Source organism: Bacteroides sp. AF29-11 (genome assembly GCF_003602895.1).
Taxonomy (GTDB): domain Bacteria; phylum Bacteroidota; class Bacteroidia; order Bacteroidales; family Bacteroidaceae; genus Bacteroides; species Bacteroides uniformis.
The window spans coordinates 46722-59454 of the sequence record NZ_QTLY01000008.1 but is presented as its reverse complement, the minus strand read 5'-3'; the positions used below and the strand labels follow the sequence as shown (position 1 = coordinate 59454).

The window sequence follows — 12733 nt, the reverse complement described above, 5'->3', positions numbered from 1 at the left end:
GACGCAGGTATTATGGATGAAAACGTTCTCAATAAACTGAAGATACTGGCAGAGTCGGCAAAGTATGACGTCTCTTGCTCCTCCAGTGGTACGGTGCGCTCCGGCAAGGCAGGCATGCTGGGGAACACTGTGGGTGGCTGGGGCATCTGCCATAGTTTTGCCGAGGACGGCCGTTGTATCTCCCTGCTCAAAGTGATGCTTACCAATTATTGCATCTACGACTGCGCCTACTGCATCAACCGCCGCAGCAACGACCTGCCGCGTGCCACGCTGTCGGTGGCCGAGCTTGTAGACCTCACCATGGAGTTCTATCGCCGCAACTATATCGAAGGGCTTTTCCTGAGCAGTGGGGTGGTGCGTAATCCCGATTACACGATGGAACGCCTGGTGCGCGTTGCCAAGGACCTCCGCACTATCCATCGTTTCAACGGATATATCCATCTGAAGAGCATTCCCGGTGCCAGCCGCGAACTGGTGAATGAGGCAGGACTTTATGCCGACCGTCTCAGCGTCAATGTCGAGATACCGAAGGAGGAGAACCTGAAACTGCTTGCCCCGGAGAAAGACCATAAGAGTGTATATGCGCCTATGCGCTACATCCAGCAGGGAGTCCTTGAAAGTTCGGAAGAACGCAAGAAACACCGCCACGCTCCTCGTTTCGCTCCTGCAGGACAAAGCACACAGATGATAGTAGGCGCTACCGCCGAGACGGACAAGGATATTCTGTATCTTTCGTCGGCCCTCTACAAGGGACCTACGATGCGGCGTGTCTACTATTCGGGCTATATTTCCGTCAATACCTACGATAAGCGCCTGCCGGCATTGAAGCAGCCCCCTTTGGTACGTGAAAACCGGCTCTACCAAGCCGATTGGTTAATGCGTTTTTATCAGTTCAAGGTGGAGGAAATAGTGGATGATGCCTACCCGGACCTTGATTTGGAGATTGACCCCAAGCTGTCCTGGGCTTTGCGCCATCCCGAGCAGTTTCCGGTCGATGTGAACAAGGTGGATTATGAGATGTTGCTCCGCGTGCCGGGCATCGGCGTGAAGTCGGCACGGCTGATAGTGGCTTCCCGACGTTTCTCCAAGATAGGTTTCTACCAGTTGAAGAAGATAGGGGTGGTGATGAAGAAGGCGCAGTATTTCATTACCTGCTGCGAGTTGCCGATGCGCACGGTCAATGAGCTGACTCCGCAAGGGGTACGCAGTCTGCTGTTGCCCAAACCGAACAAGAAAAAAGTGGATGAGAGGCAGTTGATGCTTGATTTTGGCGAATGAATATCTTTTTATACGATAAGACTTTTGAGGGATTGCTGACTTCTGTTTTTGAAGCCTATTTCCGCCGCATTTTCCCCGATACACTGTTGTTGGAGGGAGAGCCTCTACCATTGTTCTACGATGAAATATTTACAGTGATAACCGATGAGGAGAAGTCCGGTCGCGTCTGGCGCGGATTGCAGAAGAAGCTGTCGTCTGCGGCACTTGCCTGCCTCGCCCAATGCTGGCTGGCAGAGGAACCGGAAACTCCCATGCTGCTGTTCCGCTATATCCGCAAGGCGATAGATGCTCCTCGCTCCATTGAAACGAACTTTGCCGACCCTGATGTGCTGGAGTTCTCCCGTATGTGGAAGCGGGTGGATTGGGAGCGTATACGCCTGCTTCAGTTTGTCCGCTTCCAGAAGGCTGCGGACGGTACTTTCTTTGCTGCCATCGAGCCCGAAAAGAATGCCCTTCCTTTGGTGACGGGGCATTTCAAGGACCGTTTTGCCGACCAGCGTTGGTTGATTTATGACATCAGGCGAGCCTATGGGTACTATTACGACTTGAAGGAGGTGCGCCAGGTGACTTTTGGTGAGGACAGTCGCGAAGGACATCTTGTCACCGGCATGCTCGACGAAAGTCTGATGGACGGAGACGAACAGCTTTTCCAGTCTCTCTGGAAAACCTATTTCAAGGCAATCTGCATCAAGGAACGCCTCAATCCCCGGAAGCACAAGCAGGACATGCCCGTGCGCTATTGGAAATATCTGACGGAAAAACAGCAGTGATTCCCTTTATTCGATTTTCTCCACTGTCACTTCGGGAAATTCCTGCATCAGTTGCAGCAAATATCCCTCATCATAGCTTTTCTTGGATTTGATGACCATGGTCACTTGATAGTTGGTGTACTCTCCCTGCACTTGCCGGTCCAGGTTGTAGGACACCACCAGATAGTCTTTGGAGTTGAATCGCCGGGACACTTGCGGCAGTATCTCTTTGCTGGAAGTGGAAAAGGTTATCACGGAACTTTTCATGCCAATGCTTTTGAAAATAAGGCTCAACAGTTCGAGCCCTGCCAGAGTCAGCAGGGTGGCGGCAATGCTGATGGTGTACATTCCTGCACCTACTGCCAATCCGATGCCTGCAGTAGCCCATATTCCTGCGGCTGTTGTCAGTCCCCTGACTATCTGTTTCTGGAAAATGATGGTACCCGCACCGATGAATCCGATACCGCTGACTACTTGTGCGGCAACACGGCTGGGGTCCAGCGTCACACTGCTTTCCTTGATGATTTCCTGAAAACCATATTGGGATACAATCATGATGAGCGCGCTTCCCAATGATACCAGGAAATGGGTGCGGTAGCCTGCTTCTTTGGCACGGTATTCCCGGTCCAGTCCGATAATGGCACCCAATATTCCGGCTACCAGCAACCTGAGCACAAAATCAAAGTTTAACATCATCATCGTATCCTCTCTTTCTTTTTTATTAATTGATGACCCAATTCTTATTGTGGGGCACTGTTTTCTTGGGGTTGTAATGCATTCCGGCTTGTGTCGGTATTTTTAGTATGTATGTACGTCCGCTTTTATTCATCAGCGAGGTATCCCGCAGCCACGGATTGGCATCTTTCAGTTGGGCATAGGTGATGCCTTTATCTTTGGCAAACTGTGCCAGGTTGCCGATGCCCGTTGTGACGGTCACTTCCGTGTAGGGGATGGGTGGATAAAGATGTTCCCGTTTCAACAGAAAGCCGTACTGCTGCGGATTGCTGATGACTGCTTTGGCTGCCAGCAGGCGGAACATGTAGCGCGAAGTCTCTTCTACCAGCCATAAGTCGACAGCCTGGTCCACCATTTGCTTCTGCAGTTGTGTGGAGATGCGTCCTTGCCCGGCATTGTAGGCAGCGGCTACGCACAGCCAGTTCCCGTATTTCTGATAAGCATCTTTCAGGTACTTGCAGGCTGCTTTGGTCTCTTTCTCGATATGGTATCGTTCGTCGATGTTGCTGTTCACCTCCAGTCCGAATTCGCGTCCGGTGGCAGGCATGAACTGCCATAGGCCGGCGGCACCCGCAGGCGATTTGGCAAGCGGGTTCAGGTTGCTTTCTATCACAGCGAGGTACTTGAAGTCATCGGGAAGGCCGTTGGCTTTTAGTATAGGCTCTATGACGGGGAAGTAGCGGTTGGCACGCTTCACCATGAGCATGGTGGTGGAGTGCATGTAGGTGAAGGACATCAGTTCGCGGTCCATACGTTCGCGGTGGTCGTAGCGAAGCAGGTCAATAGCTTGTCCGGCAAAAGTGATCTTATCCGGTACGCTGGGGGAGGTCACGCAGTAGGGAACTTCGGATTTCACGGAATCGCGTTCGGGATTCAGCGTACTGCTGCCTGCGAGGAAGGGGAGGCTGGAACCTGCGCACAGTGCAATGGCAGCGGTAAGCACGATATATTTTGAATTTTTCTTCATGTCTGTATGTATATTTCTGTTTGGAGACGTGAAGATACGAAATCAATTCGTTATAGGCAACCTTTCCCATAGCCATCGTGGAATCATACGCCAAAAAAATACCAGTACCCGGTAGCGTCCGTCAATGACAACTACCCGTCTCTTTTCTCTTAAAGCCTTGATTATGTGCTGTGCTACACGGTCTGCTTTCATCAGCATCGGGTATTTCCCGCTTTTCAATAAATCGGTGGCAACAAATCCCGGACGGATGTCGGTGAAGTGTATATCAAGATGCTGCATCCGGGCAAGTTGTGCCAGCGCTTCGATATAGGTATTCTGGAAGCGTTTGGTGGCAGAGTAGGCCGGTGCAACGCCTAGTCCTTTAGTGCCTGCAATGGAACTGATGACAGCAATATGTCCGGAGCCTTTTTCCTTGAAATAGTTGAAGGCGGCAGTCACCATGCGGGTAAATCCCTCTACATTGGTACGTGCCGTGTTCAGTTCGATGTCCGGTTGTAAGTCCCGGTTTTGATGTCCCACGCCGGAACTGAGGAAAAACAGGTCTATGCCTCCCAGCTTTTTTATCAGGTTATGGAGGTGTAGAGTCGCTGTCTCTTCCGTAACGTCCAGCTGTTCCGTGACTATCCGGTCGGGTGCGGTGGCTTGCAGGGCATGCAATGCTTCCTCTCTTCTGCCGGCAATACCTATATGCCAGCCTTGTTGTACAAGTATCCTGGCTACTTCTTGTCCGATGCCTGAAGTGGCACCGATGATGATGGCTTTCTGCATGATGATAGGGGATTATCCGATGACGGTTGCTACAATTCTTCTTCCTCCGCCCCGGTTGCGGAACTCGCAGAGATAGATGCCTTGCCAGATACCTATGTTCAGACGCCCATTGGTGATGGGGATGGTGAGGCTGGTTCCGCTGAGGGTTGCCTTGGCATGGGCGGGCATATCGTCATCGCCTTCGCATGTATGTTGGTAATAAGGTTCCCGTTCTTTTACGAGGCGGTTGAAGATGGCTTCCATATCTGTCTGTACGTCAGGGTCTGCATTCTCGTTGATGGTGAGGCCTGCGCTTGTATGCTTGATGAACAGATGCAGGATTCCGGCAGACGGAAGCGGTGGAAGGTTGCGTATAATCTCCTCTGTCACCAGGTGAAAGCCACGCCGGCGAGGGGTTAGGGTAAATTCTTTCTGTGCGGTCATAAATCATTGTTTTTCGTTTGTTGTCAGGATGGTCTTGTCCGGCAGGGCAGTTCCACGGTGAATGTGCTTCCCACTCCCATTGTCGAATCTACGGTAATCACTCCATTCATTTTCTCAACGATGGATTTGCAGATGGAGAGTCCTAATCCGGCACCTTGGGCAAAAGAGTCCACCTTTTCAAACCGTTCGAATATCATTCCCAGTTTGTCGGGGGGAATACCGCATCCAGTATCGGAAACACTGATTCTTATTCCGTCTGTGTCCGTTTCGTAGTACACTTCGATATGTCCCTGCACGGTGTTTTTCAGTGCATTCGATATGAAGTTGTTCAGTATCTGTTTGATGCGCATCGGGTCGTGCTCTATCTGGCCGGGGGCTGCCGGATACCTGGCAAAGAGTTTCACTCCTGCCGGAACGTTCCGTTCGTACTCGGTAATACTTTCCTCGATGAGTTCTGCCGGATTGAACCATTCGGAATGGAGCTCTATGTGTCCGGCCTCTATCTTGGAAAGGTCCAGAACGTCGTTGATTAGTTTGAGCAACAGTTGGTTGTTGTGGTTTATCAAAGAGATGTACTGTTCCCTTTCCTGCTCGTTTTCCACGTAGTGCAGCAGGCTGGAGAAACCGATAATCGCATTTAGCGGCGTGCGGATTTCATGGCTCATATTGGCAAGGAAAGCGGATTTCAGCCAGTCTGCCTCTTCGGCCTTTTCCTTGGCTTGTATCAGCATTGCCTCCGTCTGCTTTAATTGGGTGATGTCGTAATTGATGCAGATAATCTCTATGATGTTCTGTTCAGGCATGTAGCGTTCTACAATGATGTTGACGTGGGTCCACATGAAAGAACCGTCTTCTTTAAGAACACGTACTTCCCGGCTGAGCTTGTGTGCCAGTCCTCTCTTTACGTTCTGTAGGAAGTCAAGCATGATAGTACGGTCGTCTGGGTGGAGATGATTGTAGGTTCCGATGATTTCGGACAACGGTGTTTCTGTTTTCTCACCCAAGTTCTTGTACCAGCTGCGTTGGGCATAGCCTTGCTCATTAAGAAGGTCATAATTGGCATATCCCACTTTGGCATAGTCACCTATAAGCTCAAAGTGGCTCTCGAACTCTTGTATTTTGTTGTAAGCGACGGTCGTTTCCGTTTTGTCTGCGTTGATTAGCAGATAGTTGGTCAGGTTGTGATTATCGTCGTAAAGGCTTGTGACTTTGGTTACAAGGTCTATGGTGCCCGTCTTCTTCTGTGTCTTGTAGTAATTGCCTATTTTAGAGAAGTCATACCGGAAAGTGAAGTCTGCATTTTCATGTTTTCTTAACTTGCTTTTCATCTCTTCCGGGAAAATCGGATTCTCGAAAATATTAATTCCAAGTAGATCTTCTTTCTGTTTGAGATGGAACATTTCCTGCTCTTTGTCATTCATATCTATCAATATTCCCTCTCGGTTATAGAGCTCAATTCCTACCGGAAGATATTTATAAATATTATGGAGGAGACGGTTACGCTCTTGTAAGGCTTGGGATGCCGATGACATGTCGGGACCGTCTTGTGTTTCGGCAATGCCGTAGACTTTGACATTACCGTTTTCATCGGTTCTCTGCAGGCATATCTTGCTTCTTATCCACGTTGGACCCTCTACTGTGTTGAGCAGATATACAGTCTCTTGTGTCTGCCGGATATTGTCGAAGGAATGTGTGGTAGTATGCCGTTGTTCCTCTTTCAGGATACGTTTGTTGAAATCTTTAAAGCTGATGGTTCCATCCTCATCCAGTCCCAGCAACCGGGAGATATATTCGGAGCAAATGTAGCTTTCGGTCTTTAAATCAGCTTCCCACCATCCCATATTGGCATTGGTCATCATTGCTGACAGTAAGTCATAATCAAATTTAGAATTCATACCGGAATCTTTAATAGTGATGTTTTTGTTCTGCCACAACAATTAAGATATTGACAAAGATACATTATTTCCAAATTAATCTGTGATGAACGGAAATAAAAATAAGGGTTATATGTGTTTTTGGGAAATGGGAAAAAGGTACCCGAGTTTTTGTACTTGCCGGAATAAGACGTATATTTGTTGCAATTTTTACATTCTAACAAGAAAATGCCATGAAGCGTATTGGACTCTTTGTAATAGTTTTTTTCTGCATATCACTCTTACTCCATGCAAGCGGCCCGCGTGTCTTGTTTATCGGAGATTCTATCACGGACGGTAACTGGGGAAATGCCTGCGGGATGCCCAAACCGACTGCGGAACGAAGCCTTTGGGATATGAACCATATTTACGGTAGCGGCTATATGTATTTGTGTGCAAGTCGTTATCAAGGAGATTTTCCGGAAAAGGAATATGCTTTTTTTAACCGTGGCATCAGTGGAAACACTCTCCGGGATTTGGAGAAACGCTGGGAAGAGGATGTCATTGGAATGAAACCGGATGTGCTTTCCGTCTTGGTGGGGACAAACGATGTACATTACTATCTGCAGGGTGACAAAAAAGAGCCTTTTGATTTTGAAGGATGGGAGAAGTGTTACCGTTCCTTGCTTGACCGTTCTTTGCAGGCCAATCCGGAATTGAAGATAGTGCTGGGCACTCCTTTTGTTGCCAATGTCGGCAATATGCGTAAGAGTGAGGACTTTGCAGAACGTGATAGTCTGGTGCGTCGCTGTGCCGCCATCGTAGAGAGGATAGCGAAGGACTATCAGACGGTATTTCTTCCTTATAATGCGATGTTCGATGAAATTCTCGGCACTGCTCCGGCTTCTCAAGACACCTATTGGATTTGGGACGGTATCCACCCCACTCCTGCAGGGCATAAACGAATGGCGGATATGTGGATAAAGCGTGTGAATTTATAATTTATCAATAAAATAGAGAGTAATGGAAAAAGTGATTATCAACTCGTACGAGGATTTTGAAAAGCTGGTAGGCCAGCAAATCGGTGTTTCGGAATATGTAGAGCTCCCTCAGGAGCGTATCAATCTGTTTGCTGATGCGACATTGGACCATCAGTGGATACACGTCGATACGGAACGCGCCAAAGTGGAAAGCCCTTTTAAGAGCACTATTGCACATGGGTATCTCACCTTGTCCATGTTGCCATATCTGTGGAACCAGATTATTGAAGTGAACAACCTGAAGATGATGATTAATTATGGTATGGACAAGATGAAGTTCGGTCAGGCGGTATTATCCGGACAGAGCATCCGACTGGTTGCCCATTTGCAATCTCTGTCGAATCTGCGCGGCGTAGCAAAGGCGGAAATAAAGTTTGCCATCGAAATACAAGGTGAAAAGAAGAAGGCATTGGAAGGGGTGGCTATATTTTTGTATTATTTCAATTGATTATGCGTAAGATGGTATGCCCCCAATGCAAGGTGGGGGCATTTTTTGTGACGAACGGACAAGGTGAGCGCTTGCCGGTCTACATCTCTGACAAAGGCGAGATTGTGCCTAAAGACAGCACCTCTTCATTGGAAGGATACGACCTGGATACGGTTTATTGTTTGTGCTGTTCCTGGCGCGGAACTCCGAAACGTTTGGTGAGATACTGATGGACATACTCCTGCCACAAATGGCAGAGTGCCGCCACGGGATGGTATAACAGCATCCGTGGTCCGGCATACCGCATGACTTTACGCATCCGTTCTTTCATTTCGGGCTTGTAGCAGTGAATGCTGCATTGCCTGCAGGTGGATTTATTCTCACCGAAAGGACAGCGTGAAAGACGAATGCGGGCATATCCCAGCAATTCCTCGCATCGGGGACACAATTGCTTGTTACCTTCCTTTTTCCGGCAGTAGAGGCGGACCATCCGTTCTACTGTCTGTTTTTCCTGCTCGATACGGGATGGCATGTTTATTGTTTGGACTGCCAGCGTTTCAAGGTCGGGAAGAATTCTTTCATACCGGCAATGGCTTCCTCTTTAGTGAAATTCATTCCGGAATCCTTGTTGAATTCGTCGGTGAACTGTGCACAATGTTCTATCATTTCGTCCATAGTGCAGTCTTGTGCAAAATTGCCGTGCTGGTAGCAATAGGTGCAATATTCCTCGTTGAGGCTACCGTCGGCATTGGTTCCGAGTACTTCTGCAGATGACAAGGGCATTCCGCAGCTTTGGCAAAGTTTAGCTTCCATAATGTGTGGAGTTAAGTGATATGCAAATATAGGATATTATTTTGGTTGAAGCGTTCTTTTCAGATAAATCATGTCTTTCAGTTGCTTGCCTCCTTCAAATATGGGGTGGTCGTAATTATCGATAAAGAAATCGGGTACCCGGTGTGAGTATGCAAATCCGCAGCTTTCATAGAAGGGGATGGTTAGCGGACTGTCTCCAGTGCCGACAAGCATAGTATGGCACCGGTCTTTATAATGTTCAAGAACGAATGCTATCAGTTGTCTTCCATATCCCTGGCGCTGGTATTCCGGATAGACAGCTATGCTCTTTATTCGTAGATTCCTTTATCCTCGCAGGTGATTACACAAGACGCTTTGACTGTATCATTATCGGATAGGATGAACATCTCTCCCCGTTCCAGATAACGGTCAATCATGGACTCTTGTTCGTCGGCAAGCAGCAGCAGGTCAAGATATTGCTTTTTGTTGCCGGATATGGGATGTATTCTTATCATATTTCTGAATTTCTGGTGTAAAGTTAGTCATTTGCCGCTGGATTACCATGGAATATCATTTTAACTTGTAGAAAATGAACTTTTTTTCTATATTTTATACTATTTGGATTTTAAAGAGTATCTTTGCATTGTGTCGATAATAAAATATATAATGGTTTTGCTGTGTCTACTTCTTGCAGGATTTTCTTTACCTGCTCGGGCACAGAACAATCCGTATAAGATTGATGATTCCTTATATATTATTTATCAGCGGGCAACAAGATGGAATACCCTTCCGCAAGGGTTGCTTATAGCTGATACTCTATATGCTGAAGCTACCAAGAAGAAAGATAAGAAAGCCCAATGCCTGGCACTGACCATTCCCGTACATTATTATGCTGCCGCCAATAACTATGATATGTTGGAGCAGTCTGCCGAAAGGTTAAGGCTCGAGGCGAGGAAAAATGACTATTTACAGTATTATTATTTTGCTTGTACAATTGAGATTAATAAGCTATTGAACAATGGCCGTACGTTGCGTGCACTACAAAAGGCTGAAGATATGAAGAAGCAAGCCTTTGAGGATAAACATGATTATGGAATCTTTTCTTGTATTCGTACCTTGGGAAACATTTATCGTGTTCGTGGAAATGAAGCATTGGCTGCGGAATACTATCAGGAAGCTTTGGTGTATATGCAAGAGCATCTTCCGGAGCAGGACCCTACAACACTTTACCAGGCTCTCATCAGATATTATCGTGGTAAAAAGGAGGAAGGATATGATAAGGCATTGGAACTGGCGGAGAAAGGTATAAGAGAGGCAAAAACGTCCGGAAGCCGTATTGGGGTCATGCGGGAGAAGTGTCAAGTCTTATACTGGATGCGCCGTGATGATGAATTCAGGACTTGCTATGACGAATGTCTGCGTCAGATGAAACAATATGGGATTGGATGGAATGAAACGGCGAGGAGACTTCGTGTATACAGGCTGGTTTTGGATAAGGATTATGAGCAGGCTCTGAAGGCAGCTGACTCTGTGGGTAATAAAATGGAGGTGTATCGTTTGCGCAGAGAAATATATGTGAAGTCCGGAGACTATGAGCAGGCTTATTTGTATGCCTCTGTATACAATAATTATAAAGACTCGTTGAGCCGGCTGGTGCAGTCTTCAGATTTGGCCGAATTGACAGCCCAATTGGATAACGAGCGTATGAAACTGGAAGCCAAAGTGCTGGAATACAAAAATACGAAGTTGAGTCTGGCCAATACACAGTTGGCATTGGAACAGAGCCAGTCGCATGCCGAATTGGAGAAAATCAATGCCGAGAACAGTAAGTTGGTGCTGGAGAACCGTAATCTGGAACTGGCCCGCCTCAATGTGGAAGCCGAGCGGCAGAAAGCCATTCTGAAGGAACAGCAGGTTGTGTCGCAGCACCAAATTGTTGTACTAAGCCTGGTAGCCTTGATTTTATTGCTGTTTACTTGTTTTCTTATATTCTATCTGTACAAACGTCGCAAGTCGATGGCTGCCTTGCAAGAGAAGAACCAGGAACTGACAGTGGCCCGCGACCGTGCCGAACAGTCGGATAAGATGAAGATGTTCTTTATACAGAACATGAGTCACGAAATCCGGACACCGCTCAATGCCATTGTCGGATTCTCCCAGATGCTGTCTTTGCCCGAAATGGAGTTTACTGAAGAGGAGAAGAGCGAGTTCAGTCTCCGCATTCAGCAGAATTCCGATTTGCTCACCACGCTGGTAGACGACCTTCTTGATCTTGCCAGTTTGGAAAGCGGTAAATATACCATGCGTTTGGAACCTCACAGTTGTAATGCCGTTTGTCAATCTGCCATTGTTACCGTAGAACATCGTAAACCGGAAAATGTGAAGCTGTATTTCACTTCGGATGTGGCGGATGATTATCTGATTGTAACGGATGAGAAGCGTCTGGAGCAAGTGCTTATCAATTTCTTGACCAATGCAGAGAAACATACCGAGCAGGGTGAGATTCATCTGCATTGTTCTCTCTCGGAGATTGCGGGAAAGATTACCTTTTCTGTTGCCGATACGGGTTCGGGCATTCCCGAAGATAAGGCCGACAGCATCTTCGAACGTTTCAATAAATTGGATGCGTTCAAGCAAGGTACGGGATTGGGATTGAATATCTGCCGCATTATCGCTGAAAGGCTGAATGGGGAGGTGAGGCTGGATAGAAACTATACCGGCGGGTCACGTTTCTTGCTGATATTGCCACTGAATGGTTGGGAGTTGACGGCCGGGAATTGCCGGTGAACAAAATCTACTGTACGTCGTTCTTCTCATAACATGATAATCTGATGAAGTTATGAGTAAGTTGAAATTCTCTTTTCTGGTTTTGATGCTGATGGTATCAGTCTCGGCTTCTGCCGATTGGGCACCTGCTGATGTACAGGCTGCACTGAAGAAAATGTATCCTACGGCAGATGATGTTGCCTGGTCGCATGATGAATCTTATTATGTGGCAGATTTCCTGATGAACGGTTTTGATACGAAAGTCTGGTTTGACGGGCAGGCGCAATGGGTAATGCAACAGACGGACTGGGAGACAATGGACGAAGTGCCCCCTGCCGTTTACAATGCTTTTGCCGCCAGTGAATATTCCGGAGGGATGGTGCAGAATGTCACTTGGGTACAGTTTCCCAAATGGCAGTCCATCGTGGCGGTAGAGGTAGGGATGGCAAATCTCCAGACGAAATATCAGATATTGTTTACCCCGACGGGCGAAATCATCCGTGCCCGTAATGTCACCTATACATACAATCCGCTCGGCGCAGCCACTTTCTTGTAACGTCTGTTCGCATACCTGCTGAATTTATCATATCTTTGCCTTCCCAAACCAGACTTTTATGGACAAAGACACTTTTCAGCAGGAGGTTTATAATGTAGTGGCCGCAATCCCTCCGGGGCGGGTGGTGACGTACGGACAGATAGCCTATCTTGTCGGAAGACCTCAATGTTCGCGCATGGTGGGACATGCTATGCACGATGTGCCCGACGGCATGTGTCTGCCCTGCCATCGGGTAGTGAACAGCCAGGGCAGGCTGGCACCGTGCTGGGCGGAACAGCGTGCTTTGCTGGAGGCAGAGGGCGTGACGTTCAGAAAGAATGGGTGTGTGGACATGAAAAAATGCCAGTGGGAATTCATGAAAGAGCAAATACAATAAGAT

General features: G+C 47.7%; 15 protein-coding genes and 1 pseudogene. 8 read left to right on the top strand and 8 right to left on the bottom strand.

Going from position 1 to position 12733, the window contains the following annotated elements; genetic code table 11:
• Positions 1-12: 12 nt before the first annotated feature.
• Both DWZ03_RS14260 and DWZ03_RS14255 read left to right on the top strand, forming a co-directional pair.
• Positions 13-1278 carry a putative DNA modification/repair radical SAM protein gene (locus tag DWZ03_RS14260; protein ID WP_057252776.1) on the top strand — a complete coding sequence of 422 codons (1266 nt, stop codon included), beginning with the start codon at positions 13-15 and terminating at the stop codon, positions 1276-1278.
• Positions 1275-2048 carry a TIGR03915 family putative DNA repair protein gene (locus DWZ03_RS14255; RefSeq protein WP_120130304.1) on the top strand — a complete coding sequence of 258 codons (774 nt, stop codon included), beginning with the start codon at positions 1275-1277 and terminating at the stop codon, positions 2046-2048. Before DWZ03_RS14260 ends, DWZ03_RS14255 begins: the two co-directional genes overlap by 4 nt.
• A 6-nt stretch (positions 2049-2054) precedes the next feature.
• Here the strand turns inward: DWZ03_RS14255 and DWZ03_RS14250 are convergent, their stop codons facing one another.
• Genes DWZ03_RS14250 through DWZ03_RS14230 form a run of 5 tightly spaced genes read right to left on the bottom strand, consistent with a single transcriptional unit; the run spans position 2055 to position 6815 of the window.
• A complete protein-coding gene (locus DWZ03_RS14250; protein WP_009036622.1) occupies positions 2055-2723 on the bottom strand; it encodes an MgtC/SapB family protein in 669 nt (222 codons plus the stop codon).
• 25 nt (positions 2724-2748) lie between these two features.
• Entirely contained in the window at positions 2749-3729 is a 981-nt protein-coding gene (locus DWZ03_RS14245) for a lytic transglycosylase domain-containing protein (RefSeq protein ID WP_005826452.1), read from the bottom strand.
• 42 nt (positions 3730-3771) lie between these two features.
• Complete coding sequence (locus DWZ03_RS14240; RefSeq protein ID WP_005826453.1) at positions 3772-4497, bottom strand: SDR family NAD(P)-dependent oxidoreductase; 726 nt, start codon at positions 4495-4497, stop codon at positions 3772-3774.
• 12 nt (positions 4498-4509) lie between these two features.
• Entirely contained in the window at positions 4510-4920 is a 411-nt protein-coding gene (locus DWZ03_RS14235) for a secondary thiamine-phosphate synthase enzyme YjbQ (protein ID WP_005826454.1), read from the bottom strand.
• Positions 4921-4943: 23 nt separating this feature from the next.
• Entirely contained in the window at positions 4944-6815 is a 1872-nt protein-coding gene (locus DWZ03_RS14230; RefSeq protein WP_120130303.1) for a PAS domain-containing sensor histidine kinase, read from the bottom strand.
• Between the two features lie 212 nt (positions 6816-7027).
• On the opposite strand from DWZ03_RS14230, the gene DWZ03_RS14220 reads away from it, so the two are divergent.
• From DWZ03_RS14220 to DWZ03_RS14210, 3 genes are read left to right on the top strand one after another with little or no spacing between them, the layout of a single operon-like run.
• The gene (locus DWZ03_RS14220; RefSeq protein WP_009036626.1) at positions 7028-7774 is read left to right on the top strand and encodes an SGNH/GDSL hydrolase family protein; all 747 of its coding nucleotides are present in this window, start codon (positions 7028-7030) and stop codon (positions 7772-7774) included.
• A gap of 22 nt (positions 7775-7796) precedes the next feature.
• On the top strand, positions 7797-8261 hold the full coding sequence (locus DWZ03_RS14215; RefSeq protein WP_005826461.1) for a MaoC family dehydratase: 465 nt from the start codon (positions 7797-7799) through the stop codon (positions 8259-8261).
• 2 nt (positions 8262-8263) lie between these two features.
• Positions 8264-8470, top strand: a complete 207-nt coding sequence (locus DWZ03_RS14210; protein ID WP_080650794.1) for a hypothetical protein — start codon at positions 8264-8266, stop codon at positions 8468-8470.
• Here the strand turns inward: DWZ03_RS14210 and DWZ03_RS14205 are convergent.
• The 3 genes and pseudogenes from DWZ03_RS14205 to DWZ03_RS14195 all read right to left on the bottom strand — a co-directional run bounded on the left by DWZ03_RS14205 (position 8416) and on the right by DWZ03_RS14195 (position 9547).
• A complete protein-coding gene (locus DWZ03_RS14205; RefSeq protein ID WP_009036628.1) occupies positions 8416-8772 on the bottom strand; it encodes a nitrous oxide-stimulated promoter family protein in 357 nt (118 codons plus the stop codon). The two genes, DWZ03_RS14210 and DWZ03_RS14205, sit on opposite strands and share 55 nt — an antisense overlap.
• Before the next feature lie 2 nt (positions 8773-8774).
• Positions 8775-9053 (bottom strand): zinc ribbon domain-containing protein, encoded by a 279-nt coding sequence (locus DWZ03_RS14200; protein ID WP_005835861.1) that lies wholly within the window; start codon positions 9051-9053, stop codon positions 8775-8777.
• 36 nt (positions 9054-9089) lie between these two features.
• Positions 9090-9547: pseudogene (locus DWZ03_RS14195) on the bottom strand (GNAT family N-acetyltransferase).
• Positions 9548-9698: 151 nt separating this feature from the next.
• Here DWZ03_RS14195 and DWZ03_RS14190 point away from each other — a divergent pair.
• Genes DWZ03_RS14190 through DWZ03_RS14180 form a run of 3 tightly spaced genes read left to right on the top strand, consistent with a single transcriptional unit; the run spans position 9699 to position 12730 of the window.
• Positions 9699-11819, top strand: coding sequence for a sensor histidine kinase (locus DWZ03_RS14190; protein WP_081028746.1), 2121 nt, complete (start codon positions 9699-9701; stop codon positions 11817-11819).
• A 52-nt stretch (positions 11820-11871) separates the two neighbouring features.
• On the top strand, positions 11872-12354 hold the full coding sequence (locus DWZ03_RS14185) for a PepSY-like domain-containing protein (RefSeq protein WP_005835865.1): 483 nt from the start codon (positions 11872-11874) through the stop codon (positions 12352-12354).
• A gap of 58 nt (positions 12355-12412) precedes the next feature.
• On the top strand, positions 12413-12730 hold the full coding sequence (locus DWZ03_RS14180) for an MGMT family protein (RefSeq protein ID WP_005826471.1): 318 nt from the start codon (positions 12413-12415) through the stop codon (positions 12728-12730).
• Positions 12731-12733: the final 3 nt, after the last annotated feature.

Bases quoted from the DNA above. Each gene is read 5' to 3' on its own strand.
- DWZ03_RS14185 (WP_005835865.1), top strand. From the start codon at position 11,872: ATGAGTAAGTTGAAATTCTCTTTTCTGGTTTTGATGCTGATGGTATCA.
- DWZ03_RS14205 (WP_009036628.1), bottom strand. From the start codon at position 8,772: ATGCCATCCCGTATCGAGCAGGAAAAACAGACAGTAGAACGGATGGTC.
- DWZ03_RS14190 (WP_081028746.1), top strand. From the start codon at position 9,699: ATGGTTTTGCTGTGTCTACTTCTTGCAGGATTTTCTTTACCTGCTCGG.
- DWZ03_RS14255 (WP_120130304.1), top strand. From the start codon at position 1,275: ATGAATATCTTTTTATACGATAAGACTTTTGAGGGATTGCTGACTTCT.
- DWZ03_RS14210 (WP_080650794.1), top strand. From the start codon at position 8,264: ATGCGTAAGATGGTATGCCCCCAATGCAAGGTGGGGGCATTTTTTGTG.
- DWZ03_RS14250 (WP_009036622.1), bottom strand. From the start codon at position 2,723: ATGATGTTAAACTTTGATTTTGTGCTCAGGTTGCTGGTAGCCGGAATA.
- DWZ03_RS14180 (WP_005826471.1), top strand. From the start codon at position 12,413: ATGGACAAAGACACTTTTCAGCAGGAGGTTTATAATGTAGTGGCCGCA.
- DWZ03_RS14245 (WP_005826452.1), bottom strand. From the start codon at position 3,729: ATGAAGAAAAATTCAAAATATATCGTGCTTACCGCTGCCATTGCACTG.
- DWZ03_RS14260 (WP_057252776.1), top strand. From the start codon at position 13: ATGGATGAAAACGTTCTCAATAAACTGAAGATACTGGCAGAGTCGGCA.
- DWZ03_RS14220 (WP_009036626.1), top strand. From the start codon at position 7,028: ATGAAGCGTATTGGACTCTTTGTAATAGTTTTTTTCTGCATATCACTC.
- DWZ03_RS14215 (WP_005826461.1), top strand. From the start codon at position 7,797: ATGGAAAAAGTGATTATCAACTCGTACGAGGATTTTGAAAAGCTGGTA.
- DWZ03_RS14235 (WP_005826454.1), bottom strand. From the start codon at position 4,920: ATGACCGCACAGAAAGAATTTACCCTAACCCCTCGCCGGCGTGGCTTT.
- DWZ03_RS14240 (WP_005826453.1), bottom strand. From the start codon at position 4,497: ATGCAGAAAGCCATCATCATCGGTGCCACTTCAGGCATCGGACAAGAA.
- DWZ03_RS14200 (WP_005835861.1), bottom strand. From the start codon at position 9,053: ATGGAAGCTAAACTTTGCCAAAGCTGCGGAATGCCCTTGTCATCTGCA.
- DWZ03_RS14230 (WP_120130303.1), bottom strand. From the start codon at position 6,815: ATGAATTCTAAATTTGATTATGACTTACTGTCAGCAATGATGACCAAT.